The sequence below is a fragment of the Stenotrophomonas aracearum genome (assembly GCF_031834615.1).
Lineage (GTDB): Bacteria > Pseudomonadota > Gammaproteobacteria > Xanthomonadales > Xanthomonadaceae > Stenotrophomonas > Stenotrophomonas aracearum.
Genome location: NZ_CP115543.1, coordinates 937605 through 960733 on the forward strand (window position 1 = coordinate 937605; position 23129 = coordinate 960733).

A 23129-nucleotide genomic window follows, 5' to 3' on the forward strand; every position below is an offset into this window, starting at 1 on the left:
GCCGATGGCCTACAACCCGGCCATCAATGCCATCTGCGCCGAATGCGGGGGCTCGTCGTGGCCCGGCGTGCACTTGCGGTAGGTGCCGTCGGCCTGCAGTTCCCAGGCATTGAGGTTGTCGTCCAGGTAGTTCTGCAGCACGTCGCGGTAGACCTTGCGGGCCAGCTCCGGGTCCAGGATCGGGAAGCAGGTCTCGACCCGGCGCAGCAGGTTGCGTTCGAGCCAGTCGGCGCTGGCGCAGTAGAGTTCCGCAGCGCCGTCGTTGCCGAACCAGTACACACGACTGTGTTCCAGGAAGCGGCCGACGATCGAGCGCACCCGGATGTTGTCCGACACCCCGGGCACGCCCGGGCGCAGCGTGCAGGCACCGCGCACGATCAGGTCGATCTGCACGCCGGCCTGCGAGGCCGCATACAGCGCACGTACCACCTGCGCCTCGTTGAGGGCGTTCATCTTGGCGATGATGCGCCCGGGGCGGCCCTTGCGGGCCAGGTGCATTTCGCGCTCGATCCGCTGCAGCAGGCCGTCGTGCAGGGTGAACGGCGACTGCAGCAGGCGCTTCAGGCGGGTCCGCGGGGCCAGCCCGGACAGCTGCTGGAACAGCAGGTGCACGTCATTGCCGATGTCCGCGTCGGCGGTGATCAGGCTCAGGTCGGTGTACGCGCGCGCGGTGCCGCTGTGGTAGTTGCCGGTGCCCAAATGCACATAGCGGCGCAGCTTGCGGCCTTCGCGGCGCACGATCAGCAGCATCTTGGCGTGGGTCTTGTAGCCGACCACGCCGTACACCACCTGCACGCCGGCTTCCTGCAGGCGGTCGGCCAGGCCCAGGTTCGCTTCTTCGTCGAAGCGCGCGCGCAGCTCGACCACCACGGTGACGTCCTTGCCGTTGCGCGCGGCCAGGATCAGCGCATCGACGATCTGCGAATCCTTGCCGGTGCGGTAAAGGGTCTGCTTGATCGCCAGCACGTTCGGATCCACCGCCGCCTGCTTGATCAGGTCCAGCACGGCAGTGAACGCGTCGAAGGGGTGGTGCAGCAGCACGTCCTTGCGCGCCACCACCTCGAAGATGCCGTCGCTGTCGCGCAGCGTGCGCGGGCTCATCGGCGGGTACTTCAGTTCCGGGCGGGCCAGCAGGTCGTACAGCTGGATCACGCGGTTGAGGTTGACCGGACCGTCGATCTGGTACACCGCGTTTTCGGTCAGGCCGAAGTTCTGCAGCAGGGTGCGCACGATGTCGCGCGGGCAGTCCTGCGCGATCTCCAGCCGCACCGCCGGCCGGTAGCCGCGGTCGACCAGCTCGTCGCGCAGGGCCAGGGCGAGGTTTTCCACTTCTTCCTCGTCCACCACCAGTTCCGAATTGCGGGTTACCCGGAACTGGTACGCGCCCTGGACTTCCATGCCCGGGAACAGCTCGCCGACGAAGGTCGACAGCACCGAGGACAGGAACACGAAGGTCTGCGGGCCGCCCAGGGTCTGCGGCAGCTGGATGATGCGCGGCAGCGAGCGCGGTGCGCGCACGATGGCCAGGTGGCCGGCGCGGCCGAACGCGTCGGTGCCCTTGAGCACCACCACGATGTTCAGCGATTTGTTGAGGATCTTCGGGAACGGGTGCGACGGGTCCAGGCCCAGCGGCGACAGCACCGGCATGATCTCGTTGCGGAAGTACGCGCGCAGCCAGCGCTTCTGGCGGTGGTTCCACGAATGCCGACCCAGCACGTCGATGCCGGCCTCGTGCAGGGCCGGGCGCAGGGTGTCGTTCCAGCAGCGGTACTGCTGGTCCACCAGCTCGGCGGCGCGGTCATGGATGGCGCTGAGGATCGCCTGCGGGGTCATGCCGTCCGGTGCCGGCGGCAGGCCGAACTCCTGCGCATGGCGCACTGCCGCGGCGCGGATCTCGAAGAACTCGTCCAGGTTGGTGCAGGAAATGCACATGAAGCGCAGCCGCTCCAGCACCGGTACCTGCGGGTCCATGGCCTGGGCCAGCACCCGGAAGTTGAAGTCCAGCTGCGACAGCTCGCGGTTGATGTACAGCGCCGGGTCGCGCAGGTCATCGGTTTCCGCCGGCACGGCGATGGGAACGAGGCTGCTCATGCGGAAAAGTCTTCTGCGGAAGGAAGGAGGGCCGCGTCGGTGCGCTCGCGCACGTGGTCGGCATCGAAATGGCAGGAGAACGTGCTGCCCTTGCCGACTTCGCTCTGGATCTCCAGGCGGGCGTGGTGCAGGCCAAGGATGTGTTTGACGATCGACAGGCCCAGCCCGGTGCCGCCGCTTTCGCGCGAACGGCTGCTGGAGACCCGGTAGAAGCGTTCGGTCAGGCGCGGCAGGTGGGTGGCGGGAATGCCATAGCCGGTGTCACGTACCGCCAGCACGACGCCCTGGCCTTCGCGCGCCAGCTCCACCTCGACCCGGCCACCGGCCGGGGTGTAGCGCACCGCGTTGGTGACCAGGTTGGAAAACGCGCTGTGCAGTTCCTTGTTGGAACCCTGCAGGTCGACCCCGGCGTTGTCGATGACGCTGATCGTGTGGCGGCCCTGGCTGTGCGCTTCGGCTTCGCGGCGCAGCGTGGCCAGCATCGGCGCCATCGCCACGGTTTCTTCTTCGGTGTGTTCCTGCGATTCCAGCCGCGACAGGGTCAGCAGGTCTTCGACCAGCTGCGCCATGCGCTGCGACTGCTTGCGCATTTCTTCCAGCATCGGGCCGGTGCCGGGGAAATCCTCCGGCTCCATCATGTCCAGGTAACCGTGCACCACGGTGAGCGGCGTGCGCAGTTCATGCGAGACGTTGGCCACGAAGTCGCGGCGGACCTGCTCCAGCCGCAGCAGCTTGCTCACGTCGCGCGCGATCAGCAGCCAGTAGTCGGGCGAATACGGAATCAGGCGCAGGTTGAGGCGGATCGCCGGATCGACCGGCGAGGGCACGTCCAGGATCGGCTCGGCATTGCGGCCCCCGGCCAGCCAGTGGGCCAGCGGCATCGGCTGCAGCCGTTCGACCAGCGCCTCGCCGAGGTCGCCGGGATGGTGCAGGCCGAGCAGGGTGGTCGCCGATTCGTTGAACCACTGCACGCGCTGGCTGTTGCGGTCCACCACCACCACCGCGTCGGGCAGGGCCGCCGCGGCGGCGCGGTAGCTGCGCAGCATGTCCAGCAGGCGTCGCTTGCGCGTGCGCATTTCCAACTGGTTGCGGTAGAGCAGGCGGTCCAGTTCGTTCCAGACCCCGTTGCCGCCGCTCATGTCCCAGCGCTGGCGCGCGGTGAGCCGGCGCAGCACCTTGCGCAGCCGCCAGTAATGCCAGGCCAGCGCGCCGATCGAGGCCAGCGCGATGCACATCCAGACCTGCCCGGTGGCCAGGCCCACGAGCACCGCAGCCAGCAGCAGCACGGCCAGGGTCGCGAGCGTTTTCAGCCAGGCAGAACGGATGTGGCGCGGCATTGCAGTCTCGTGGTTCACGTGGACGTCGAGAAACGATACCCCGCGCCGCGTACGGTCTGCACCATGTTCTCCGCACCGAACGGTTCCAGCGTCTTGCGCAGGCGCCGGATGTGCACGTCGATGGTGCGTTCCTCCACGTATACGCTGCCGCCCCACACGTGGTCGAGCAGCTGGGCGCGGGTATACACGCGCTCGGGATGGGTCATGAAGAAGTGCAGCAGGCGGTATTCGGTCGGCCCGATCGGCACCGGCTGGTCGCCGGCGAACACGCGGTGCGCGGCGCCGTCGATGCGGATGCTGCCCACTGCCACGCTGCCGTCTTCATCGTCGTCGCGCGCGCGGCGCATCACCGCGCGGATCCGCGCCAGCAGTTCGCGCGCCGAGAACGGCTTGACCACGTAATCGTCCACGCCAGCTTCGAGCCCACCGACGCGGTCGTTCTCTTCGCCACGCGCGGTCAGCATGATGATCGGCACCTCGCGGGTGAGGGCCTCCTTGCGCCAGCGCCGGGCCAGGTCCAGGCCGCTGGTGCCCGGAAGCATCCAGTCCAGCAGGATCAGGTCCGGCACGCGGTCGGCGATGGCGGTCTGCGCCTCGCGGGCGTCACCGGCGTGAATGGGGTCGTAGTCGCCCTTGCGCAGGGCGAAGGCGACCATTTCGCGGATCGCGGGTTCGTCATCGACGATCAGGATGCGTTTCTGCACGTGCCCACCGTATTGCTCATCAGACCGGGATTGGGCCCAGTAGACTACGGTTTCATGACATGTTTGTGACCATGATGACGGGGCTGCAATCTTCACGTCATCTTTACGGAACCAACGTCCGGCCAACGGCCGGGGCTACCGTCGCTCGAGTTCGGGGTCATCTATGCCCTGGCGGCGCATTTCGAGCACGGTCGGGGTGATGCTCTCGATCCGGGCGTCGACCCGGGCGCGGCCCACGTAGTCCAGGTCCGAACGCTTCTTCAGCGCCTGCAGCTGGATCAGCGCCTGCTCCGGGCGGCCGTTCAGGAACGCCGCCTCGGCGTAGGCCTCGCTGGCGCGCAGGGTGTCGCCGGCCAGCTCACTGGCGCGGGCATAGCGCTGCTGGAACACCGGGTCGTTGCCGCTCTGGGCCAGCAGCGGGCGCAGCATCGCCTGGGCGCGCTGGCCGGCCTCGCGGCCGCCCTGTTCGTTGAGGATTTCCGCGTAGGTGAGGGCCACCGGCCGGCTGCCCGGGTGCTGGCGCAGCAGGGTGTCGAAGCGGGCATTGGCCTCGGCCTTCTGGCCGCTGCGCGATTCGGCCTCGCCCAATGCCAGCGCCACCCACAGGTTGTCCGGGTGGTCCTGCAGCAGCGCGGCCAGGTCGCGTCGTGCTTCGGTCGGATTGCTGTTGCGCAGCCGCGCCAGGGCCAGGCCGTAGCGTTGCGGTTCGGTCAGTCCGTTCTTCTGCGCGCGCTGCAGGTTCTGGTACTCGGTGGCGAGGTCGGCGGGTGTGTCGGCGCTGAGCACCCGCAGGCGTTCGCGGGCCCAGTCGAACTGGCCGCTGGCGCCGCGGCTGAGCGCGTTCACCGAGAACTGCATCGACGCCGGCAGCAGCGGGTTGTTGCGCTGGACGACCGGCTCGGACAGCGCCGGGTCGGTCGGATTCACCCGTTCCTGGCGGACCCCGCCGGGGACCTCGGTGGTCAGCAGCACCGTGTCCTTCTTCATCTGTTCGGCGCGGGCCTTGGCTTCGCTGATGCGGGTGGTGTTGACCGGGTGGGTCTGCAGGAAGTCCGGCACCGAGTAGCCGCCGGCATTGCCGCGCATGGAGGCCGACATGCGCTCGAAGAACCCGGCCATCGCGTCCACGTCGTAGCCGCTGCGGGCCAGGGTGCGGATGCCCAGGCGGTCGGCCTCGGACTCGTTGCTGCGGGTGTAGTTGATCTGGCGCTGCTGCATCAGCCCCATGCCCGAGGTGATCGCGGCCATGGTCGCATCGCCGGAGGAATTGCCGTCGGCCTGCTGCGCGGCCACCACTGCGGCCAGCATGCCGAGCAGGATCGGAATCTGGTCGCGCTGGGCCCGTTCCACCCCGCGCAGCACGTGCTGCTGGGTGACGTGGGCGATTTCGTGGGACAGCACCGCGGCCACCTCGTCCTCGCGCTCTGCGGTCAGCACCAGCCCGGCATTGACACCGACGTACCCGCCGAGGGTGGCGAACGCATTGATCTGGCGGTCGCGCAGCATGAAGAAGGTGTAGGACTGGCGGGGCTGGGCGCTGTTGGAGCCGAGCCGGGCGCCCATGGTCTGCAGCCAGTCGTCCACCAGCGGGTCGTCGAGCAGGTAACCGTAGTTGCGCAGCTCGCGCAGCATCATGCCGCCGTACTCGGCCTGGCGGGCCGGGGTCAGCAGCTCGCCGGCCGAGGAGCCGATGTCCGGCAGCTTGCTGTCCTGGGCCGACGCCCACGGTGCGGCCAGGGCCAGGGTCAGGGCGGCGGAGAGCAGCAGAGGGCGCAAACGGGTACTCCTGGAAGCGGTGGTTGAGTCACTGTGTTGCGGTGATGACATGGAATATCCGACGCAGGGCTACCATATACAGACAATCGTTCCGTTGTGGAGTTTCCCGTGAGCCAAGATGTCGCTTCCAACCCGGGTGGGACCCCCGCCATCACCATCTATTCGACCGCGGTCTGCCCCTACTGCGTGGCGGCCAAGAACTTCCTGAAGAGCAAGGGCCGCGAGTGGACCGAGGTCCGCATCGACCTGGACCCGGAAGAACGCCAGAAGATGATGGCCAAGACCAAGCGCACCAGCGTGCCGCAGATCTTCGTCGGTGAGACCCACGTGGGCGGTTTCGACGACATGATGGCGCTGCACCAGGCCGGAAAGCTTGAGCCGTTGCTGAACGGGGAGGGCGCATGAGCGCCGCCGACGACGCCGGCAAGGACCGGATCGCCGAGTTCACCGAGTTCCGCCAGCGCATGAACCAGCGCATCCTGGGCGAGCCCAACCAGGTGGTGCGGCGCTTCTTCGCGCTCGACACCCAGACCTACCAGGCCGGCGCGCTGGATGTGAAGACCAAGGAACTGCTGGGCCTGGTCGCCTCGATGGTGCTGCGCTGCGACGACTGCATCAGCTACCACGTGGCCCAGTGCAAGGACGCCGGGGTGACCCGTGAGGAGTTCTTCGAGACCTTCTCGGTCGGCCTGGTGGTCGGCGGCTCCATCGTGATCCCGCACCTGCGCCGCGCGGTGGACTTCCTGGACCAGCTGGAAGGCGGCGCCGCCGCCCCGGACGCCCACGAGCACGCCTGAACCGCCCCTTGGCCGTAGTGCCGGCCGCTGGCCGGCTCCTCGGAGTAGCCGGCAGCAAGGGGAGCCGGCCGGCGGCCGGCACTACCCGGTTGCCACCATTGGCTAACTTGGGGTCCAACACCGGGTAAGGCATAATTGCCGTTGAAACTTCCCTTGCGCCGGTGCTCCTGCACCTGCTTGACGGCGCTCCCCCTCGGTTCGGAAACAGATCAAATGACGCAGAAAATCACGGTCATCCGCGGTGACGGCATCGGCCCGGAGATCATGGACGCCACCCTGTTCGTGCTCGGCAAGCTGGACACCGGTTTTGAGTACGAAGACGCCGACGCGGGCCTGGTCGCCCTGGAGAAGCATGGCGACCTGATGCCGGCTTCGACCCTGGAGTCGATCGCGCGCAACAAGATCGCCCTGAAGAGCCCGCTGACCACGCCGGTCGGTGGTGGTTTCACCTCGATCAACGTCAGCCTGCGTCGCCACTTCGACCTGTACGCCAACGTGCGTCCGGCGGTGTCGTTCCCGAACACCAAGTCGCGATTCGGCGACGGCGTGGACCTGATCACCGTGCGTGAGAACACCGAAGGCGCCTACCTGGCCGAAGGCCAGGAAGTGTCGGCCGACGGCGAGACCGCGTTCTCCGGCACCCGCATCACCCGCAAGGGTTCCGAGCGCATCGTGCGCTACGCCTTCGAACTGGCCCGCAGCACCGGCCGCAAGAAGGTCACCGCGGTGCACAAGGCCAACATCATCAAGTCGACCTCGGGCCTGTTCCTGGCCGTGGCCCGCGAAGTGGCGGCCAAGTACCCGGACATCGAGTTCCAGGAAATGATCGTCGACAACTGCTGCATGCAGCTGGTGATGCGCCCGGAACAGTTCGACGTGATCGTCACCACCAACCTGTTCGGCGACATCATCTCCGACCTGTGCGCCGGCCTAGTCGGCGGCCTGGGCCTGGCCCCGGGCGCCAACATCGGTGAGAACGCGGCGATCTTCGAAGCCGTGCACGGCACCGCGCCGGACATCGCCGGGCAGGGCAAGGCCAATCCGTGCGCGTTGCTACTGGCGGCCGCGCAGATGCTGGACCATGTCGGCCAGACCGATAACGCCGAGCGCCTGCGCAAGGCGATCGTGGCTACCCTGGAAGCCAAGGATTCGCTGACCGGCGACCTCGGCGGCACCGGCAACACCATGGGCTTCGCCCAGGCCATCGCGAGCCGCCTGTAAGGGGTTCGCGACGGAACGAAAAGGGGCCGCTTTCGCGGCCCTTTTTTGTTTGCGGTTCCGTGGAGCCGGCCAGCGGCCGGCACTACGCGTTGATGCTTCGCCTCAACGCTGGTTGAGCTTGGACAGCAGCCGCAGGAACTCCACATACAGCCACACCAGCGTGACCATCAGGCCGAACGCGCCGTACCACTCCATGTACTTGGGCGCGCGCGCTGCCGCACCGTTTTCGATGAAGTCGAAGTCCAGCACCAGGTTCAGCGCGGCGACCACGACCACGAACAGGCTGAAGGCGATGCCCAGCCAGCTGGCTTCATGGATCACCGGCACGTTGATGTTGAAGAAGCTGAGCACGAACGAGGCCAGGTACAGCAGCGCGATGCCGCCGGTGGCCGCGACCACGCCCAGCTTGAAGTTCTCGGTGACCTTGATCAGCCCGCTGCGATACGCCACCAGCAGCGCGAACAGGGTGCCGAAGGTGAGCAGCACGGCCTGGAACACGATGCCCGGGAAGCGTGCTTCGAACACGGCGGAGATCGCGCCGAGGAAGAAGCCTTCCACCAGTGCGTACATCGGCGCGGTCACCGGCGACCATTCCTTCTTGAACACCGTGACAAGGGCGAGGACCAGCCCGCCGATCGCGCCACCGATGGCGTAGATCATCGCGCCCGGTGCGATCTGGCCGTCGACGCCGATGGTCTGGCTCCAGGCGAAGGCGGCGGTGATGACCGTCAGCAGCAGCAGGATGCCGGTCTTGTTGACCGTGCCGTTGATGGTCATCGCCTGGTCGGGCGAGGTTACGACCGAGCCACTGGCCAGGTCGAGGAAGGTCGACTCGGAAAGTGCGGGGTTGCCGCTGCGCATTGCCAATCTCCTTGAAGGGTAGGGGTCCGGTCCATCCGGTACTGTGCCGAGCATAGCGGATGTGAAAAAGTCCGTGAAAACCGTTGACAGATGGGTCGGCGATTCCCACAATAGCCGACTCTTTCGGGGGGAGCCTCGAGGGATGAAACCACCGGGGTATAGCGCAGTCTGGTAGCGCGCCTGCTTTGGGAGCAGGATGTCGGGGGTTCGAATCCCTCTACCCCGACCACGTCCCGCTGCTCAAACCGGGATGGGAATGCGACAATCCGGTCAGGGCGCCCGTAGCTCAACTGGATAGAGCACCGGCCTTCTAAGCCGGCGGTTACAGGTTCGATTCCTGTCGGGCGCGCCACTTGGCGCATGCGGCAGGTGTTCAAAAAGCGGTAGTGACGCGCCATGCGCGTCAAACGTTCAAAAGGTTTTCAGTGGTGGCTGTAGCTCAGTTGGTTAGAGTACCGGATTGTGATTCCGGTGGTCGGGGGTTCGAATCCCCTCAGCCACCCCACTGATTTGATGTATCCGATTCGCCGAAAGTGAATCGGGGTTGCAAAAAAAGGCGGAATCGTTACAATGATCGCCTGAGTTTTCAGGGCTGTTAGCTCAGTTGGTAGAGCAGTTGACTCTTAATCAATAGGTCCAAGGTTCGAATCCTTGACAGCCCACCAAGACAGAAGCCACCCGGTCACCCGGGTGGCTTTTTTCTTTCGCGTGTTCCGGCATTGCGTGGGACACGCCATGCGTGTCCTTCGCGATCCGTGATCGTTCATTCATACAAACCCCTTGCGCATTCCTGCGGCAGTGCGTCATAATTCGCCTCCCGATTTTCGGGCTGTTAGCTCAGTTGGTAGAGCAGTTGACTCTTAATCAATAGGTCCAAGGTTCGAATCCTTGACAGCCCACCAAGACAGAAGCCATCCGGTCAGCCGGGTGGCTTTTTTCTTGCCTGTAATCCGGGCATCGCGCGGGACACGCATGGCGTGTCGCTACGCCCGGACTCCCCCGTAGTGACACGCCATGCGTGTCCCTCCAATCCCGACCCTCCCGCAGCTATACTGCGCGTCCTGCGAAAGTGGCGGAATTGGTAGACGCCCTGGATTTAGGTTCCAGTGCCGCAAGGCGTGGGGGTTCGAGTCCCCCCTTTCGCACCAGGTACCGGGCATCGGCCCCGGACGGGATTGCCTGAACAGGCCTCTGATTGACGCTTCCGGCCGCATGCTGGCGGCGCTGGCCGTTATCGGCGAAACTACAGGGCTGCGGCGGGCAGGCGCGTCCACGACCCGCGTTCCCAACCCGTTCCATCCAATCACATCGTGCCGGGGGCGTGCCCACCGGTTGGCAGGAGTCAACATGCAAGCTTCGATCGAATCCACCGGCAATCTGGAACGCCGCCTGACCTTCTCGCTGCCGGAAGACCGCCTGCAGACCCACATCAGCGGCCGCCTGGGCGAAATCGCCCGTACCGCGCGCATCAAGGGCTTCCGCCCGGGCAAGGTGCCGGCCAAGGTGATCGAGCAGCGCTTCGGCCAGCAGGTCCGCAGCGAAGCCGTCGACGGCCTGCTGCGCGAAACCTTCGACGCGGCCATCCGCGAGCACGAGCTGCGCATCGCCGGCGCCCCGCGCATCGACAAGGGCGATGACGGCGAGTTCTCGTTCGTCGCCACCGTCGAGCTGGTGCCGGACTTCGGCGACGTCGACGTCAGCAAGCTGACCGTCGTGCGCCACACCGCCGAGATCAACGACGCCGACATCGACCAGATGATCACCAACCTGCGCGAACAGCGCCGCAGCTGGAGCCCGGTGACCCGTGGCGCCCAGGACGGCGACCTGGTCGCACTGGAAACCTGGTCGCAGGCCGGCGATGAGCGCCTGCCGGCCGAAGGCACCGAAAAGGGCAGCGTGGTGGTGGGCCAGGGCATGATGTTCGAGCAGATCGAACAGGGCCTGGTCGGCCTGGCCAAGGGTGAAGAGAAGACCTTGGACGTCGAATTCCCGGCCGACTGGCGCGTGCCGGCCCTGGCCGGCAAGCAGGTCAAGGTCACCGTCAAGGCGGTGGACGTGTCCGAGCCGGTACTGCCGGAAGTCGACGCCGACTTCATCAAGAGCTTCGGCGTGAAGGGCGGCGACGTAGAGCAGTTCCGCAAGGACATCCGCGCCAACCTGGAACGCGAGCTCAAGGGCGCGCTGATGAACCGCCTGCGCAAGGAAGTCGGTGAGCAGCTGATCGCCGCCTACGCCTCGGTGGAAATGCCGCCGCGCCTGGTCGACAACGAAGCCCGCGCCATGCTGGCCCAGCAGGTCGAGCAGATCCGCCGCAGCGGCCGCAACCCGGGCGAGATCCCGGCCGACGCCCACGAAGGCTTCAAGGACGCCGCCGCCAAGCGCGTGCTGGTCGGCCTGCTGGTTGGTGAAGTGGCCCGCCGCAACGACCTGCGCCTGGACCCGAAGCGCCTGAACGAAACCATGCGTCTGATTGCTTCGACCTATGAAGAGCCGGAACAGGTCATTGAGATGTACCGCAACGACCCCCAGCTGATGAGTGGGCTGCAGAACCGCGTGATGGAAGAGCAGGTGATCGACTGGATCGCCGAGCGCGCCCAGCACACCGAGCAGTCGCTGTCGTTCCAGGACGCCATCCGCCAGTAAGCGGGCGGCGTTTCATGCCCCGCGCCGCTGGCGCGGGGTGGTTTCCCCCAAATAGGTGCCTCAGAAATGGACAACCAAACCAAAGCCCTGAACATGGTTCCGATGGTGGTCGAACAGACCAGCCGCGGCGAGCGCGCCTATGACATCTATTCGCGCCTGTTGAAGGAGCGCCTGATCTTCCTCGTGGGCCCGATCGACGATCACATGGCCAACGTGGTGGTGGCGCAGCTGCTGTTCCTGGAAGCGGACAACCCGGAAAAGGACATCAGCATCTACATCAACTCGCCGGGTGGCGTGGTCACCGCCGGCATGGCGATCTACGACACCATGCAGTACATCAAGCCGGACGTGAGCACCATCTGCGTCGGCCAGGCCGCCTCCATGGGCGCGCTGCTGCTGGCATCCGGCGCGGCCGGCAAGCGTTACGCGCTGCCGAACTCGCGCGTGATGATCCACCAGCCGCTGGGCGGCTTCCAGGGCCAGGCCACCGATATCGACATCCACGCGCGTGAGATCCTCACCCTGCGTGCGCGCCTGAACGAAGTGCTGGCCAAGCACACCGGGCAGTCGCTGGAGACCATCGCGCGCGACACCGAGCGCGACAACTTCAAGAGCGCGGCCGACGCGGTGGCCTACGGCCTGGTCGACCAGGTGCTGGAGCGCCGTCCGGAAGAGTCGATCACCCCGGCCTGATGGCCTGTTTCCGCAGGGTCGGGCTGGACTGGCGTCCTCCCGGCCCTGTGTTATTCTCGAATCGAACCCCCGTTCAGCGGGTGGGGTAACTGGGTAAGCGAAGCATGAGCGAAGACCGCCAAGGTCGTTCCACGGACACCGGCAAGATCCTCTACTGTTCTTTCTGCGGAAAGAGCCAGCACGAGGTGCGCAAGCTGATTGCTGGGCCCAGCGTGTTCATCTGCGATGAATGCGTGGAGCTGTGCAACGACATCATCCGTGAAGAGCTCGAGGAAAAGGCGCAGTCGGCGCGCAGTTCGCTGCCCAAGCCGAAGGAAATCCTCGAAGTCCTCGACCAGTACGTGATTGGCCAGAACCGGGCCAAGCGCACGTTGGCCGTGGCTGTGTACAACCACTACAAGCGCATCGAGAGCCGCCAGAAGAACGACGAAGTCGAACTGGCGAAGTCGAACATCCTGCTGGTCGGTCCGACCGGTTCGGGCAAGACCCTGCTGGCCGAAACCCTGGCCCGCCTGCTCAACGTGCCGTTCACCATGGCCGACGCCACTACGCTGACCGAAGCCGGTTACGTGGGCGAAGACGTGGAGAACATCATCCAGAAGCTGCTGCAGAAGTGCGACTACGACGTCGAGAAGGCACAGCAGGGCATCGTCTACATCGATGAAATCGACAAGATCTCGCGCAAGAGCGAGAACCCGTCGATCACCCGTGACGTGTCCGGCGAAGGCGTGCAGCAGGCCCTGCTGAAGCTGATCGAAGGCACCGTGGCCAGCGTGCCGCCGCAGGGCGGTCGCAAGCACCCGCAGCAGGAATTCCTGCAGGTCGACACCAAGAACATCCTGTTCATCTGCGGCGGCGCGTTCGCCGGGCTGGACAAGGTGATCCAGGCCCGTTCCAACGACGCCGGCGGCATCGGCTTCGGGGCCAAGGTGAAGAGCTCCGAGCGCAAGCAGGAAGTGGGCAAGGTGCTGGCCGAAGTCGAGCCAGAAGACCTGATCAAGTTCGGCCTGATCCCGGAATTCGTCGGCCGCCTGCCGGTGGTGGCGACCCTGGAGGAGCTGGACGAAGCCGCCCTGGTCAGGATCCTGACCGAGCCCAAGAACGCCATCACCAAGCAGTTCAAGAAGCTGTTCGAGATGGAGCACGTGGAGCTGGAGTTCCGCCCTGACGCCCTGTCGGCCATTGCCCGCAAGGCGCTCAAGCGCAAGACCGGCGCCCGTGGCCTGCGCACCATCGTCGAATCGGTCCTGCTGGACACCATGTACGACCTGCCTTCGGCAGAAAACGTCAGCAAGGTGGTGGTGGACGAATCGGTGATCGAGCACAAGTCCGAACCGTACCTGATCTACCAGACCCCGCCGGCCCCTGAACAGAAGGCCGCAGGCGCTGAATAATCGATTCAAATACTTGAATTGATGGAGTTTTTTCAGAGCATCTTGCATCTGGACGCCGATGGCCCCATAACGGGGCCATCGGCTTTTTTGTATCCGGGCGAGGCTGCCCGGAGGCCATCCCCACCGTTCCTTTGGAGCCCTCATGGCCCGTTCCCCTACTGAGACTCTCGACCTGCCGGTACTGCCGCTGCGTGACGTGGTGGTGTTTCCGCACATGGTCATTCCGCTGTTCGTCGGCCGCGACAAGTCCATGCACGCGCTGGAGCAGGCGATGGAAGCGGACAAGCGCATCCTGCTGCTCGCGCAGAAGTCGGCCGAGACCGACGACCCGACCGCGGCCGACCTGTACCAGGTCGGTACCCTGGCCCAGGTCCTGCAGCTGCTGAAGCTGCCCGACGGCACCATCAAGGTGCTGGTCGAAGGCCTGTCGCGGGTCAACGTCACCCAGGTGACCGAGCGCAATGGCGCGCTGCAGGGCGTGGCTTCGGAAATCGAGTTGGACGAGTCGCGCGAACCGCGCGAGATCGAGGCGATCGCCCGCTCGCTGATGTCGCTGTTCGAGCAGTACGTCAAGACCAACCGCAAGCTGCCGCCGGAGCTGCTGCAGACCCTGGCCGGCATCGATGAGCCGGCGCGCCTGGCCGACACCATTGCCGCGCACATCAGCGTGCGCCTGGCCGACAAACAGCGCCTGCTGGAAACCCTGCAGATCGGCGAACGCCTGGAGATGCTGGTCGGCCTGGTCGACGGCGAGATCGACGTGCAGCAGATGGAAAAGCGCATCCGCGGCCGGGTCAAGTCGCAGATGGAAAAGAGCCAGCGCGAGTACTACCTCAACGAGCAGATGAAGGCGATCCAGAAGGAACTGGGCGACCTCGACGACGCGCCCGGCGAGCTGGAAGAACTGGCGCGCAAGATCGCCGATGCCGGCATGCCCAAGCCGGTGGAAACCAAGGCCAAGGCCGAACTCAACAAGCTCAAGCAGATGTCGCCGATGTCGGCCGAAGCCGCGGTGGTGCGCAACTACCTCGACTGGCTGCTGGGCGTGCCGTGGAAGAAGCGCACCAAGGTCCGCAAGGACCTGAAGGTCGCGCAGGACACCCTGGACGCCGACCACTTCGGCCTGGACAAGGTCAAGGACCGCATCCTCGAGTACCTGGCGGTGCAGTCGCGGGTGAAGCAGATGAAGGGCCCGATCCTGTGCCTGGTCGGGCCGCCGGGTGTGGGCAAGACCTCGCTGGGCCAGTCCATCGCCAAGGCGACGAATCGCAAGTTCGTGCGCATGAGCCTGGGCGGCGTGCGCGACGAAGCCGAGATCCGTGGCCACCGTCGTACCTACGTCGGCTCCATGCCGGGCCGCATCGTGCAGAACCTCAACAAGGTCGGCAGCAAGAATGCGCTGTTCGTGCTCGACGAGATCGACAAGATGTCGATGGACTTCCGTGGCGACCCGTCCTCGGCGCTGCTGGAAGTGCTCGACCCCGAGCAGAACAACGCGTTCAACGACCACTACCTGGAAGTGGACCTGGACCTGTCCGAAGTGATGTTCGTGGCGACCTCCAACTCGCTCAACATCCCCGGCCCGCTGCTGGACCGCATGGAAGTGATCCGGATCCCCGGTTACACCGAGGATGAGAAGCTCAACATCGCGATGCGTTACCTGGTGCCCAAGCAGCTCAAGGCCAACGGACTGAAGCCGGAGGAACTGGAGATCGAAGCCGACGCCATCCAGGACGTGGTGCGTTACTACACGCGCGAGTCCGGCGTGCGCAACCTCGAGCGTGAAGTGGCCAAGATCTGCCGCAAGGTGGTGAAGGAAATCGCGCTGGGCGGACCGGTCGCACCGGTCAAGCAGGCCAAGGCCGGCAAGAAGGTCGCGGCGAAGAAAAAGGCGCTGGTGGTGGTCAATGCCAAGAACCTGGAGAAGTACCTGGGCGTGCGCCGCTTCGACTTCGGCCGTGCCGAGGAACAGAACGAGATCGGCCTGGTGACCGGCCTGGCCTGGACCGAGGTCGGTGGCGACCTGCTGCAGATTGAATCCACGCTGGTGCCGGGCAAGGGCGCCATGATCCTCACCGGCCAGCTCGGCAATGTGATGAAGGAATCGGCCTCGGCCGCATTGTCGGTGGTGCGTTCGCGTGCCGAACGGTTGGGTATCGACGCCGACTTCCTGCAGAAGCACGACGTGCACGTGCACGTGCCCGATGGTGCTACGCCGAAGGATGGCCCCAGTGCCGGCGCCGCGATGGTGACCTCGCTGGTGTCGATGCTGACCAAGGTGCCGATCCGTGCCGAAGTGGCGATGACCGGCGAAATCACCCTGCGTGGTCGCGTCACCGCGATCGGCGGGCTGAAGGAAAAGCTGCTGGCCGCGCTGCGCGGTGGCATCACCACCGTGATCATTCCCGAGGAGAACCGCAAGGACCTGGCCGACATTCCGGCCAACGTCACCCGCGACCTCAAGATCATTCCGGTGAAGTGGATCGAAGAGGTGCTCGACCTGGCATTGGAAACGCCGCTGACGCAGCCCAAGCCGAAGAAGGATGGGCAACGCGTCACAGTGCGGAGCAAGGGCAAGACAGCTTCCACAACGCGCGTCAAGCACTGACGCGCGCTGTGGAATTCCCCGAAACCCGCGTCGTTATTGGCTTTTCAGCTTGCGCGGGTAGGGGTGCACTGGTATAAAAGCACCACTCGCAGGTCAGCAGAACGTTGATCGGTGCGAATCGAGAACTCACTGGTGTCCGGCCACGTTGCGGGTCGGATGCTTCACTGTCGAACATGCGGAATCCCCGCCAAAGGAGCTGTACAGAATGAACAAGACCGAATTGATCGACGCCGTTGCCGAAACCGCCGACCTGACCAAGGCCGATTCGGCTCGCGCCGTCGATGCCGTCATCGCTGCCGTCACCAAGGCCCTGAAGGGCGGCGACGCAGTGACCCTGGTGGGCTTCGGTACGTTCCAGGTGCGTGACCGCGCCGCTCGTACCGGCCGCAACCCGAAGACCGGCGACACCATCAAGATCGCTGCGTCGAAGAATCCGTCGTTCAAGGCTGGCAAAGCCCTGAAGGATGCCGTAAACTAAGCGGCTTGCTGGGGTGCTTAGCTCAGCGGTAGAGCGTCTCCTTTACACGGAGAGGGTCGGGGGTTCGAAACCCTCAGCACCCACCAGGCACCGCAGTAGAAAGTTTGAAATGTGGAGCGGTAGTTCAGCTGGTTAGAATGCTGGCCTGTCACGCCGGAGGTCGCGGGTTCGAGTCCCGTCCGCTCCGCCAGTTTCAACGAGGCCCCTGAGCGATCGGGGGCCTTGTTTTCTGCGACGATCCAGATCGTGGTGGAAGGCAGCAGAAGGTTTAAGTGCGGAGCGGTAGTTCAGCTGGTTAGAATGCTGGCCTGTCACGCCGGAGGTCGCGGGTTCGAGTCCCGTCCGCTCCGCCAGTTACAAAAAATCCTCGAAAAGCAGCATATCGGGGTGGGTTTTCTGAATATCTTCGGATATAATGAGCGCCTGCAAAGTTTCAAGCGCGGAGCGGTAGTTCAGCTGGTTAGAATGCTGGCCTGTCACGCCGGAGGTCGCGGGTTCGAGTCCCGTCCGCTCCGCCAATTCTTGAAGGCCCCTGGTGAAAACCAGGGGCTTTTCTTTTGCCTGTCGCCCGCCCCTGTTGGGGAGCGGCGCGAAGCGGGGTACACTGCCGGATTCGCCAATCGGGCCTTGATTTCTCCCATGCTGCAGAAACTTCGCGACAAGACCTCGGGCTGGATCGTTACCGTGATCCTGGGCCTGCTGATGATCCCGTTCCTGTTCGTGATCGACTCCAGCTATCTGGGCGGTGTCGGTGCGCAGAACGTGGCCAAGGTGGCAGCGCCGCCGACCTGGTGGCGTTCGGCGCCGTCGTGGTGGCCGATGTCGTTCCTGTGGCAGCACCATGAGATCAGTGCACAGGACTTCCGTACCCGCTTCGAACAGGCACGCCAGCAGGCGCGCCAGCAGCAGGGCGAGAACTTCGACCCGCGCGAGTTCGAAAGCACCGAAAGCAAGCTGGCCGTGCTCGACCAGATGATCGACGAACAGGTCGTGCGCCTGGCCGGCGAGCAGTCCGGCATCGTCATCGGCGACGCCCTGGTGCGCGAGACCATCGCCTCCATTCCGGCGTTCATCGGCGCCGATGGCAAGTTCAGCCAGGACCAGTACCGCCTGGCGCTGAGCACCGGCAATCCGCCGCGCACGCCGGCCCAGTTCGAAGCGCTGGTGCGCGAGAACATCCAGCAGTCGGTCATTCCGACCGCACTGCAGAACTCGGGCTTCGTCACCAGTGCCGAAGCGACGCGCATGATGAACCTGCTGGGGGAAACCCGCGACGTGGAAATCGCTGCGCTGCCGGAACTGCCGGCCGACACCGCCGACGTCACCGACGCACAGATCAAGCAGTGGTACGACAGCCACGGCAAGGATTTCCGCCAGCCGGAAACCGTGTCGCTGGAGTACGTGGAAATCAACGCCGCCAGCCTGCCGGCGGCCGCGCCGGCCGATGACGCGGCGCTGCGCAAGCGCTACGCCGACGAGAAGGCGCGGTTTGCCACGCCCGAAGCGCGCCAGGCGTCGCACATCCTGATCGCCGCCGACGGCAGCGACCCGGCCAAGCTCAAGGCCGCCGAAGAGAAGGCCACTGCGCTGGCTGCACAGGCCAAGGCGCCGGGCGCCGATTTCGCGGCGCTGGCCAAGGCCAATTCGGACGACACCGGCTCCAAGGGCACCGGTGGCGACCTCGGCTGGGTGGAGCGTGGCGCCATGGTCAAGCCGTTCGAAGACGCCCTGTTCGCGATGAAGGCGGGCGAGGTCAGCGCACCGGTCAAGACCGAGTTCGGTTACCACGTGCTGCAGCTGCGCGAGATCAAGGGTGGCCAGGAGCGTCCGTTCGAAGAAGTGCGCGACCAGCTGGCTGCCGAGCAGCTCAAGGCCGACACCGAAGGCGCGTTCTCCGAACTCAGTGGCCGCCTGGTCGACGAGGTCTACAAGAACCCGACCTCGCTCAAGAGCGCGGCCGACACGGTGAAGCTGCCGGTGCAGACCATCGGTCCGTTCAGCCGTGCCACCGCCAGCGGCATTGCCGCCAATCCGGCGGTGCTGCGTGCGGCGTTCTCCGACGTGCTGGTCCAGGACGGAACCGTCAGCGACCCGATCTCGCTCGCGCCGGACCACAGCGTGCTGATCCGCGTCACCGACCACAGCCCGGAACAGGCGCTGCCGCTGGACAAGGCGCGCGACCAGGTGATCGCCGCGATCCGCGCCGACCGTACCCGCCAGGCCTCGGAGATGGCCGCTGACGCGCTGCTGGCCAAGCTCAAGGCCGGTCAGACCCTGCAGGCGCTGGCGGCTGAAGAGAAGCTGCAGCTCAGCCCGCTGCCGGGCCTGCCGCGCACCCAGCCGGTGCCGACCCCGGAAATCAACAAGGCCGTGTTCGCCGCCCCGACGCCGACCGAAGGCAAGCCGAGCTACGGCAAGGTCGCCGTGCAGGACCGTTACGTGGTGTTCGCGGTCAACAAGGTGAGCCCGCCGAACCTGGCCGAGGTGCCGGCCGAGCAGCAGAAGCAGTTCCGCGACCAGCTCGACCAGGTCGACGGCATGGCCGCGGCCAAGGACTTCGTCCAGGCCCTGCGCAAGAGTTACAAAGTGCAGGTCGAGGAAGCAAACCTGTAAGCATCACGTAGCGCCGGGCTCTGCCCGGCCCACGGAAACAAGGAAGGCCCGGCAATGCCGGGCCTTCTGCGTTCTACGTGATTGGAATCGCGCTTCAATCCTCTACGCGCAGGACCGCCCCGGGCTTCAACACACTGCTGCCGCTGAGGTTGTTCAACGACAGCAGCGCCTTCAACGGCATTCCGTACCGCTTCGCGATCGTCCACGCCGACTCGCCGTTACGCACCGTATGCCGGCGCGCACGCGGGCGGTCCGCACTGGCCACCGTCCGGCTTGCCGTCAGCGCATCGGAACGCGGGCTGACCGTGTCGGCCACCTGCGCTTCCACCTGCGCCACCCTCACCGAGGTATCGGCCGGCGCATGCGTCGCCGGGGCCAGAACCGTCACCTGCCCACTGGGACGCCCCTTGCCGCTGGCCAGGGCCGGGTTGAGCCGGGCAATGCGGGCAGGATCCAGGGCGCGCTGTGCGGCCCATTGCTGCACGCTGGTGCCGGCCGGCAGGGTGTGGCCCTTCAGCACCGGCACGGTGCGGTCCAGCGAGGCCATCACGCCGGGCGAGGTTTCAGCGTCTTCCAGCACGCACGCCAGCGCGTGCAGCTTCTCGACATACGCGTAGGTGATCGGCGACAGCCCCGGCAGTGCCTGCGGGCGCGCGTTCTGCGCGTTCATGCCGGCCTTGCGCAGCGACTGCAGCACGCGGTACTCGCCCGCGTTGTAGGCCATGGTGGCCAGGCGCCAGTCGCCGCCGAACATTCCGTGCAGGGTCTTGAGATAGCGCACCGCGGCCTGGGTGGAATCGGCGGCCGAGAGGCGACCGTCGTAGCCGCTGGTCATCTGCACGCGGTGGTTCTTCGCGGTGCTGGCAATGAACTGCCACAGCCCGGCCGGGCCGCTGCCATTGCGGGCATTGGGCCGGTAGCCGCTTTCCACGAACGGGATCAGCGCGAATTCTGTGGGCAGGTCGGCCTTGCGCAGTTCTTCGACCACGTAGCCGAACAGCACTAGCGCATCGTCATCCTGGTTGGCCAGGCGCGACGGCGCATGTGCGAACTGCTTCTGCCAGCGCGGGCTGGTGGCCTCGGCATCGCAGGTCGGTTCGGCCAGGCCCTCGCGGAAGCTGGCGAAGATGTCCTGGCCGTTGCGGACCGAAGCGGGGGGCAGGGCAGCCGGATCCAGTGGCAGCTGCGAAAGCCCGGCCACGTTCTGCGACATTCCTGCACTCAACGACTGGGCGCCCGCAGTGCCGGCCAGGGCGATCGCCAGGCCGGCCGCGAGCGGCAACCATCGCCGACTCATGTTCGGAATCCGTCTTTCCAGCCCCTCAGACCCGCCAGGACATCGACTTCATCGGTAACGGGGCGGCCGAGGTGCTGGCTTACCGCAGCACGGACGGCGGGGGTATCGGTACGCAGGAACGGATTGCATTCCAGCTCGCTGGCCAGTGCAACGGGCAGCGTGGGGCGTTCATCGCGGCGCATGGCCAGGGCCTCCTCTTGGCGTCGCGCGAGCGCGGCGTTGGCGGGGTCGACATGCCGCGCGAAGACGGCATTTGACACGGTGTACTCATGCCCGCAGCACATCAACAGGTGCGGCGGCAGGGACGCCAGCTTCTTCAGGGATGCCAGAAGCTGGGGCGGCGTACCTTCGAACATGCGTCCACACCCCAGGCTGAACAGCGTATCGCCACTGAAAAGATGTTCAGCAGTGTGAAACGCGACATGCGAACGGGTGTGTCCGGGCACGGATACTACGTCGATCTCCAGCCCCAGTGCCTGAACGCGTTCACCCCCGGCGACCCGCTGGGTGGCCATCGGAATGCGCGGATCGTCAGGGGCCAGCACCGCAAGCCCGGGATACCGGGCCTGCAGCTCGGCCACCCCGCCGATGTGGTCGTCGTGGTGGTGGGTCAACAGAACGGTGTGTGGGCGCCAGTTCTGCTGCGTTGCCGCAGCCAGCACCGGAGAGGCCTGGCCGGGGTCGACCACGATCGCGCGGCCGTCGTCGGCGACCAGCGCCCAGATGTAGTTGTCCGCGAATGCGGGTAGGGCAGTCAGTCGCATAGAATTGGACCATGCCCGCCGCGCCGAGCCTCCGTCAAGCTTCAGTCGCATCCTGGTTTGATACTGAACCGGCGCAGGTGCTGCGCGAACTGGAGCGGCAGGCGCTGGAGCCGGCCTTGGCCTCGCACCCGGTGACTCCGTGGCTGTGGATCGCGCCGACCCCGTCCTGGCACAAGGGGGTGGAGCTGCCGGGGCAGGGCATGCGTCTGTACCGCACCTCCCGGGGCTACACCGGTGATGTCACCTGCGCGCTGCCGTTGCCGTTTCCCAGCGAAAGCGTCAACGCGATCGTGCTGCAGCACGTGACCGCACGCGATGCCGAGCAGCTGATCGCCGAATGCGAGCGGGTGCTGATGCCGGGCGGGCGCCTGTGGCTGTCCACGCTCAACCCGTTCAGCCCGTTCCGCCGCCAGTGGCGCCACCACGGGCTGGTGGTGCGCACCCCGCAGCGGTTGCGGCATACCCTGGAGCAGGCCGGGCTGGCCTGCGACGCGCTGGACTGGCTGGGCCCGATGTGGCGCGACCGCGCGCCGGGCCGGCGCAGCGTCGCGGCGCTGCGCGCGGCGTGCCTGTTCTCTGCCGAAAAACGCACCCTGGCCCTGCCAGGACCCAAGCCACTGCCGGTACGCCGCTGGCACGGCACCGTGGCGACCTGATCTGGAGTTGTATTGAAAACCATTGAAATCCACACCGACGGTTCCTGCCTGGGCAATCCCGGTCCGGGCGGCTGGGCCGCGTTGATGCGCTACAAGGGCCACGAGCGCGAGCTCAGCGGCGGCGAAGCGCACACCACCAACAACCGGATGGAACTGATGGCGGCCATATCCGGCCTGGAAGCGCTGACCGAGCCGTGCGAGATCGTGCTGTTCACCGACTCCCAGTATGTGCGCCAGGGCCTGACCCAATGGCTGCCGGGCTGGCTCCGCAAGAACTGGAAGACCGCCGGCGGCGACCCGGTCAAGAACCGCGACCTGTGGGAGCGCCTGCACGCGGCCACGCAGAAGCACAGCATCGACTGGCGCTGGGTGAAGGGGCATTCCGGCGACCCGGACAACGAGCGGGTGGACACGCTGGCGCGCGACGCCGCGATCCGTATCCGCGCCGGCGGCCCGGTACACTGAGCGCATGCGTCAGATCATCCTCGACACCGAAACCACCGGCCTGGAATGGCGCAAGGGCAACCGCATCGTCGAAATCGGCTGTGTGGAACTGCTTGAGCGCCGCCCGAGCGGCAACAACTACCACCAGTACCTCAAGCCCGACTGCGAGTTCGAACAGGGCGCGCAGGAAGTCACCGGCCTGACCCTGGAGTTCCTGGCCGACAAGCCGGCGTTCGCGCAGGTGGCCGAGGAGTTCCTCGCCTACATCGACGGCGCCGAGCTCATCATCCACAACGCGGCGTTCGACCTGGGCTTCCTGGATTACGAGCTGTCGCTGCTGGGCGACCAGTACGGGAAGATCACCGACCGCTGCACGGTCATCGACACCCTTAAGATGGCGCGAGAGCGCTATCCGGGGCAGCGCAATTCGCTGGACGCCCTGTGCAAGCGGCTGGGCGTGGACAACGCGCACCGCCAGCTGCATGGCGGCCTGCTCGATGCCCAGATCCTGGGCGATGTGTACATCGCGCTGACTTCGGGCCAGGAGGAAATCGGCTTCGGTTCTGCCGACGACGTCCGTCCCGGCAGTGCACAGGCGCAGGCGTTCGACACCAGCCGCCTGCTGCCGCGCCCGCGCGTGGTCGCCACCGTCTCGGAGCTGGAAGCGCACGACGCGCGCCTGGCCAAGCTGCGCAAGAAGGCCGGCCACGCGATCTGGGACGGCCCGAAGGTGGAAGAAGCCGTAGCCTGAT

General features: G+C 66.0%; 19 protein-coding genes and 10 tRNA genes. 22 read left to right on the forward strand and 7 right to left on the reverse strand.

What is annotated here, in order from left to right:
• Positions 1–9 precede the first annotated feature (9 nt).
• The 4 genes from ppk1 to PDM28_RS04310 all read right to left on the reverse strand — a co-directional run bounded on the left by ppk1 (position 10) and on the right by PDM28_RS04310 (position 5908).
• The gene (gene ppk1, locus PDM28_RS04295) at positions 10–2091 is read right to left on the reverse strand and encodes a polyphosphate kinase 1 (RefSeq protein WP_311183916.1); all 2082 of its coding nucleotides are present in this window, start codon (positions 2089–2091) and stop codon (positions 10–12) included.
• Positions 2088–3428, reverse strand: coding sequence for a phosphate regulon sensor histidine kinase PhoR (gene phoR / locus PDM28_RS04300; RefSeq protein ID WP_070209462.1), 1341 nt, complete (start codon positions 3426–3428; stop codon positions 2088–2090). The genes ppk1 and phoR overlap by 4 nt, the downstream gene beginning before the upstream one ends.
• A 14-nt stretch (positions 3429–3442) precedes the next feature.
• Positions 3443–4132: a phosphate regulon transcriptional regulator PhoB gene (gene phoB / locus PDM28_RS04305; RefSeq protein WP_068849561.1), complete on the reverse strand. Its 690-nt coding sequence runs from the start codon at positions 4130–4132 to the stop codon at positions 3443–3445.
• 135 nt (positions 4133–4267) lie between these two features.
• Positions 4268–5908: a M48 family metalloprotease gene (locus tag PDM28_RS04310; RefSeq protein ID WP_311183917.1), complete on the reverse strand. Its 1641-nt coding sequence runs from the start codon at positions 5906–5908 to the stop codon at positions 4268–4270.
• A 108-nt stretch (positions 5909–6016) separates the two neighbouring features.
• Between PDM28_RS04310 and grxC the strand changes: the two genes are divergently transcribed.
• The 3 genes from grxC (at position 6017) to PDM28_RS04325 (ending at position 7926) form a co-directional block, all read left to right on the forward strand.
• Positions 6017–6313, forward strand: a complete 297-nt coding sequence (gene grxC, locus PDM28_RS04315; protein WP_311183918.1) for a glutaredoxin 3 — start codon at positions 6017–6019, stop codon at positions 6311–6313.
• The gene (locus tag PDM28_RS04320; protein ID WP_311183919.1) at positions 6310–6705 is read left to right on the forward strand and encodes a carboxymuconolactone decarboxylase family protein; all 396 of its coding nucleotides are present in this window, start codon (positions 6310–6312) and stop codon (positions 6703–6705) included. The genes grxC and PDM28_RS04320 overlap by 4 nt, the downstream gene beginning before the upstream one ends.
• A gap of 213 nt (positions 6706–6918) precedes the next feature.
• Complete coding sequence (locus PDM28_RS04325) at positions 6919–7926, forward strand: isocitrate dehydrogenase (protein WP_102944208.1); 1008 nt, start codon at positions 6919–6921, stop codon at positions 7924–7926.
• Positions 7927–8028: 102 nt separating this feature from the next.
• Here PDM28_RS04325 and PDM28_RS04330 read toward each other — a convergent pair whose 3' ends face one another.
• The gene (locus PDM28_RS04330; protein WP_311183920.1) at positions 8029–8787 is read right to left on the reverse strand and encodes a Bax inhibitor-1/YccA family protein; all 759 of its coding nucleotides are present in this window, start codon (positions 8785–8787) and stop codon (positions 8029–8031) included.
• Positions 8788–8939: 152 nt separating this feature from the next.
• Between PDM28_RS04330 and PDM28_RS04335 the strand changes: the two genes are divergently transcribed.
• The 16 genes from PDM28_RS04335 to PDM28_RS04410 all read left to right on the forward strand — a co-directional run bounded on the left by PDM28_RS04335 (position 8940) and on the right by PDM28_RS04410 (position 19216).
• Positions 8940–9016, forward strand: a tRNA-Pro gene (locus PDM28_RS04335).
• Positions 9017–9062: 46 nt separating this feature from the next.
• A tRNA-Arg gene (locus tag PDM28_RS04340) sits at positions 9063–9139 on the forward strand.
• A gap of 76 nt (positions 9140–9215) precedes the next feature.
• Positions 9216–9292, forward strand: a tRNA-His gene (locus PDM28_RS04345).
• An 84-nt stretch (positions 9293–9376) separates the two neighbouring features.
• Positions 9377–9452: transfer RNA gene (locus PDM28_RS04350), tRNA-Lys, on the forward strand.
• Positions 9453–9613: 161 nt separating this feature from the next.
• Positions 9614–9689 (forward strand) — tRNA-Lys (locus PDM28_RS04355).
• 161 nt (positions 9690–9850) lie between these two features.
• Positions 9851–9935, forward strand: a tRNA-Leu gene (locus tag PDM28_RS04360).
• A 199-nt stretch (positions 9936–10134) separates the two neighbouring features.
• On the forward strand, positions 10135–11430 hold the full coding sequence (tig, locus tag PDM28_RS04365; RefSeq protein WP_102944206.1) for a trigger factor: 1296 nt from the start codon (positions 10135–10137) through the stop codon (positions 11428–11430).
• Positions 11431–11496: 66 nt separating this feature from the next.
• Positions 11497–12123 (forward strand): ATP-dependent Clp endopeptidase proteolytic subunit ClpP, encoded by a 627-nt coding sequence (gene clpP, locus PDM28_RS04370; RefSeq protein ID WP_102944205.1) that lies wholly within the window; start codon positions 11497–11499, stop codon positions 12121–12123.
• 104 nt (positions 12124–12227) lie between these two features.
• Positions 12228–13517 (forward strand): ATP-dependent Clp protease ATP-binding subunit ClpX, encoded by a 1290-nt coding sequence (gene clpX / locus PDM28_RS04375; protein ID WP_070209521.1) that lies wholly within the window; start codon positions 12228–12230, stop codon positions 13515–13517.
• Between the two features lie 142 nt (positions 13518–13659).
• Positions 13660–16125, forward strand: coding sequence for an endopeptidase La (gene lon, locus PDM28_RS04380; RefSeq protein WP_311183921.1), 2466 nt, complete (start codon positions 13660–13662; stop codon positions 16123–16125).
• A gap of 205 nt (positions 16126–16330) precedes the next feature.
• Positions 16331–16603 carry an HU family DNA-binding protein gene (locus PDM28_RS04385; protein WP_070209523.1) on the forward strand — a complete coding sequence of 91 codons (273 nt, stop codon included), beginning with the start codon at positions 16331–16333 and terminating at the stop codon, positions 16601–16603.
• Positions 16604–16614: 11 nt separating this feature from the next.
• Positions 16615–16689, forward strand: a tRNA-Val gene (locus tag PDM28_RS04390).
• A gap of 27 nt (positions 16690–16716) precedes the next feature.
• Positions 16717–16793, forward strand: a tRNA-Asp gene (locus PDM28_RS04395).
• Positions 16794–16879: 86 nt separating this feature from the next.
• A tRNA-Asp gene (locus PDM28_RS04400) sits at positions 16880–16956 on the forward strand.
• A gap of 88 nt (positions 16957–17044) precedes the next feature.
• Positions 17045–17121, forward strand: a tRNA-Asp gene (locus PDM28_RS04405).
• A 121-nt stretch (positions 17122–17242) separates the two neighbouring features.
• Positions 17243–19216 (forward strand): peptidyl-prolyl cis-trans isomerase, encoded by a 1974-nt coding sequence (locus PDM28_RS04410; RefSeq protein WP_311183922.1) that lies wholly within the window; start codon positions 17243–17245, stop codon positions 19214–19216.
• A gap of 94 nt (positions 19217–19310) precedes the next feature.
• Here the strand turns inward: PDM28_RS04410 and PDM28_RS04415 are convergent, their stop codons facing one another.
• Entirely contained in the window at positions 19311–20513 is a 1203-nt protein-coding gene (locus tag PDM28_RS04415; RefSeq protein WP_311183923.1) for a lytic transglycosylase domain-containing protein, read from the reverse strand.
• The gene (gene gloB, locus PDM28_RS04420; RefSeq protein WP_102944202.1) at positions 20510–21277 is read right to left on the reverse strand and encodes a hydroxyacylglutathione hydrolase; all 768 of its coding nucleotides are present in this window, start codon (positions 21275–21277) and stop codon (positions 20510–20512) included. The genes PDM28_RS04415 and gloB overlap by 4 nt, the downstream gene beginning before the upstream one ends.
• Positions 21278–21288: 11 nt before the next feature.
• Here gloB and PDM28_RS04425 point away from each other — a divergent pair, with 11 nt between their 5' ends.
• From PDM28_RS04425 to dnaQ, 3 genes are read left to right on the forward strand one after another with little or no spacing between them, the layout of a single operon-like run.
• Complete coding sequence (locus PDM28_RS04425) at positions 21289–21933, forward strand: methyltransferase domain-containing protein (protein ID WP_311183924.1); 645 nt, start codon at positions 21289–21291, stop codon at positions 21931–21933.
• A gap of 12 nt (positions 21934–21945) precedes the next feature.
• Positions 21946–22398, forward strand: coding sequence for a ribonuclease HI (gene rnhA / locus PDM28_RS04430; protein WP_102944200.1), 453 nt, complete (start codon positions 21946–21948; stop codon positions 22396–22398).
• A gap of 4 nt (positions 22399–22402) precedes the next feature.
• Positions 22403–23128: a DNA polymerase III subunit epsilon gene (gene dnaQ, locus PDM28_RS04435; protein WP_311183925.1), complete on the forward strand. Its 726-nt coding sequence runs from the start codon at positions 22403–22405 to the stop codon at positions 23126–23128.
• Position 23129: the final 1 nt, after the last annotated feature.

Excerpts from the sequence above, each read along its gene's own strand:
- ppk1 (WP_311183916.1), bottom strand. The coding sequence starts at position 2,091 with ATGAGCAGCCTCGTTCCCATCGCCGTGCCGGCGGAAACCGATGACCTG.
- phoR (WP_070209462.1), bottom strand. The coding sequence starts at position 3,428 with ATGCCGCGCCACATCCGTTCTGCCTGGCTGAAAACGCTCGCGACCCTG.
- PDM28_RS04320 (WP_311183919.1), top strand. The coding sequence starts at position 6,310 with ATGAGCGCCGCCGACGACGCCGGCAAGGACCGGATCGCCGAGTTCACC.
- PDM28_RS04325 (WP_102944208.1), top strand. The coding sequence starts at position 6,919 with ATGACGCAGAAAATCACGGTCATCCGCGGTGACGGCATCGGCCCGGAG.
- PDM28_RS04330 (WP_311183920.1), bottom strand. The coding sequence starts at position 8,787 with ATGCGCAGCGGCAACCCCGCACTTTCCGAGTCGACCTTCCTCGACCTG.
- tig (WP_102944206.1), top strand. The coding sequence starts at position 10,135 with ATGCAAGCTTCGATCGAATCCACCGGCAATCTGGAACGCCGCCTGACC.
- clpP (WP_102944205.1), top strand. The coding sequence starts at position 11,497 with ATGGACAACCAAACCAAAGCCCTGAACATGGTTCCGATGGTGGTCGAA.
- clpX (WP_070209521.1), top strand. The coding sequence starts at position 12,228 with ATGAGCGAAGACCGCCAAGGTCGTTCCACGGACACCGGCAAGATCCTC.
- lon (WP_311183921.1), top strand. The coding sequence starts at position 13,660 with ATGGCCCGTTCCCCTACTGAGACTCTCGACCTGCCGGTACTGCCGCTG.
- PDM28_RS04385 (WP_070209523.1), top strand. The coding sequence starts at position 16,331 with ATGAACAAGACCGAATTGATCGACGCCGTTGCCGAAACCGCCGACCTG.
- PDM28_RS04410 (WP_311183922.1), top strand. The coding sequence starts at position 17,243 with ATGCTGCAGAAACTTCGCGACAAGACCTCGGGCTGGATCGTTACCGTG.
- PDM28_RS04415 (WP_311183923.1), bottom strand. The coding sequence starts at position 20,513 with ATGAGTCGGCGATGGTTGCCGCTCGCGGCCGGCCTGGCGATCGCCCTG.
- gloB (WP_102944202.1), bottom strand. The coding sequence starts at position 21,277 with ATGCGACTGACTGCCCTACCCGCATTCGCGGACAACTACATCTGGGCG.
- PDM28_RS04425 (WP_311183924.1), top strand. The coding sequence starts at position 21,289 with ATGCCCGCCGCGCCGAGCCTCCGTCAAGCTTCAGTCGCATCCTGGTTT.
- dnaQ (WP_311183925.1), top strand. The coding sequence starts at position 22,403 with ATGCGTCAGATCATCCTCGACACCGAAACCACCGGCCTGGAATGGCGC.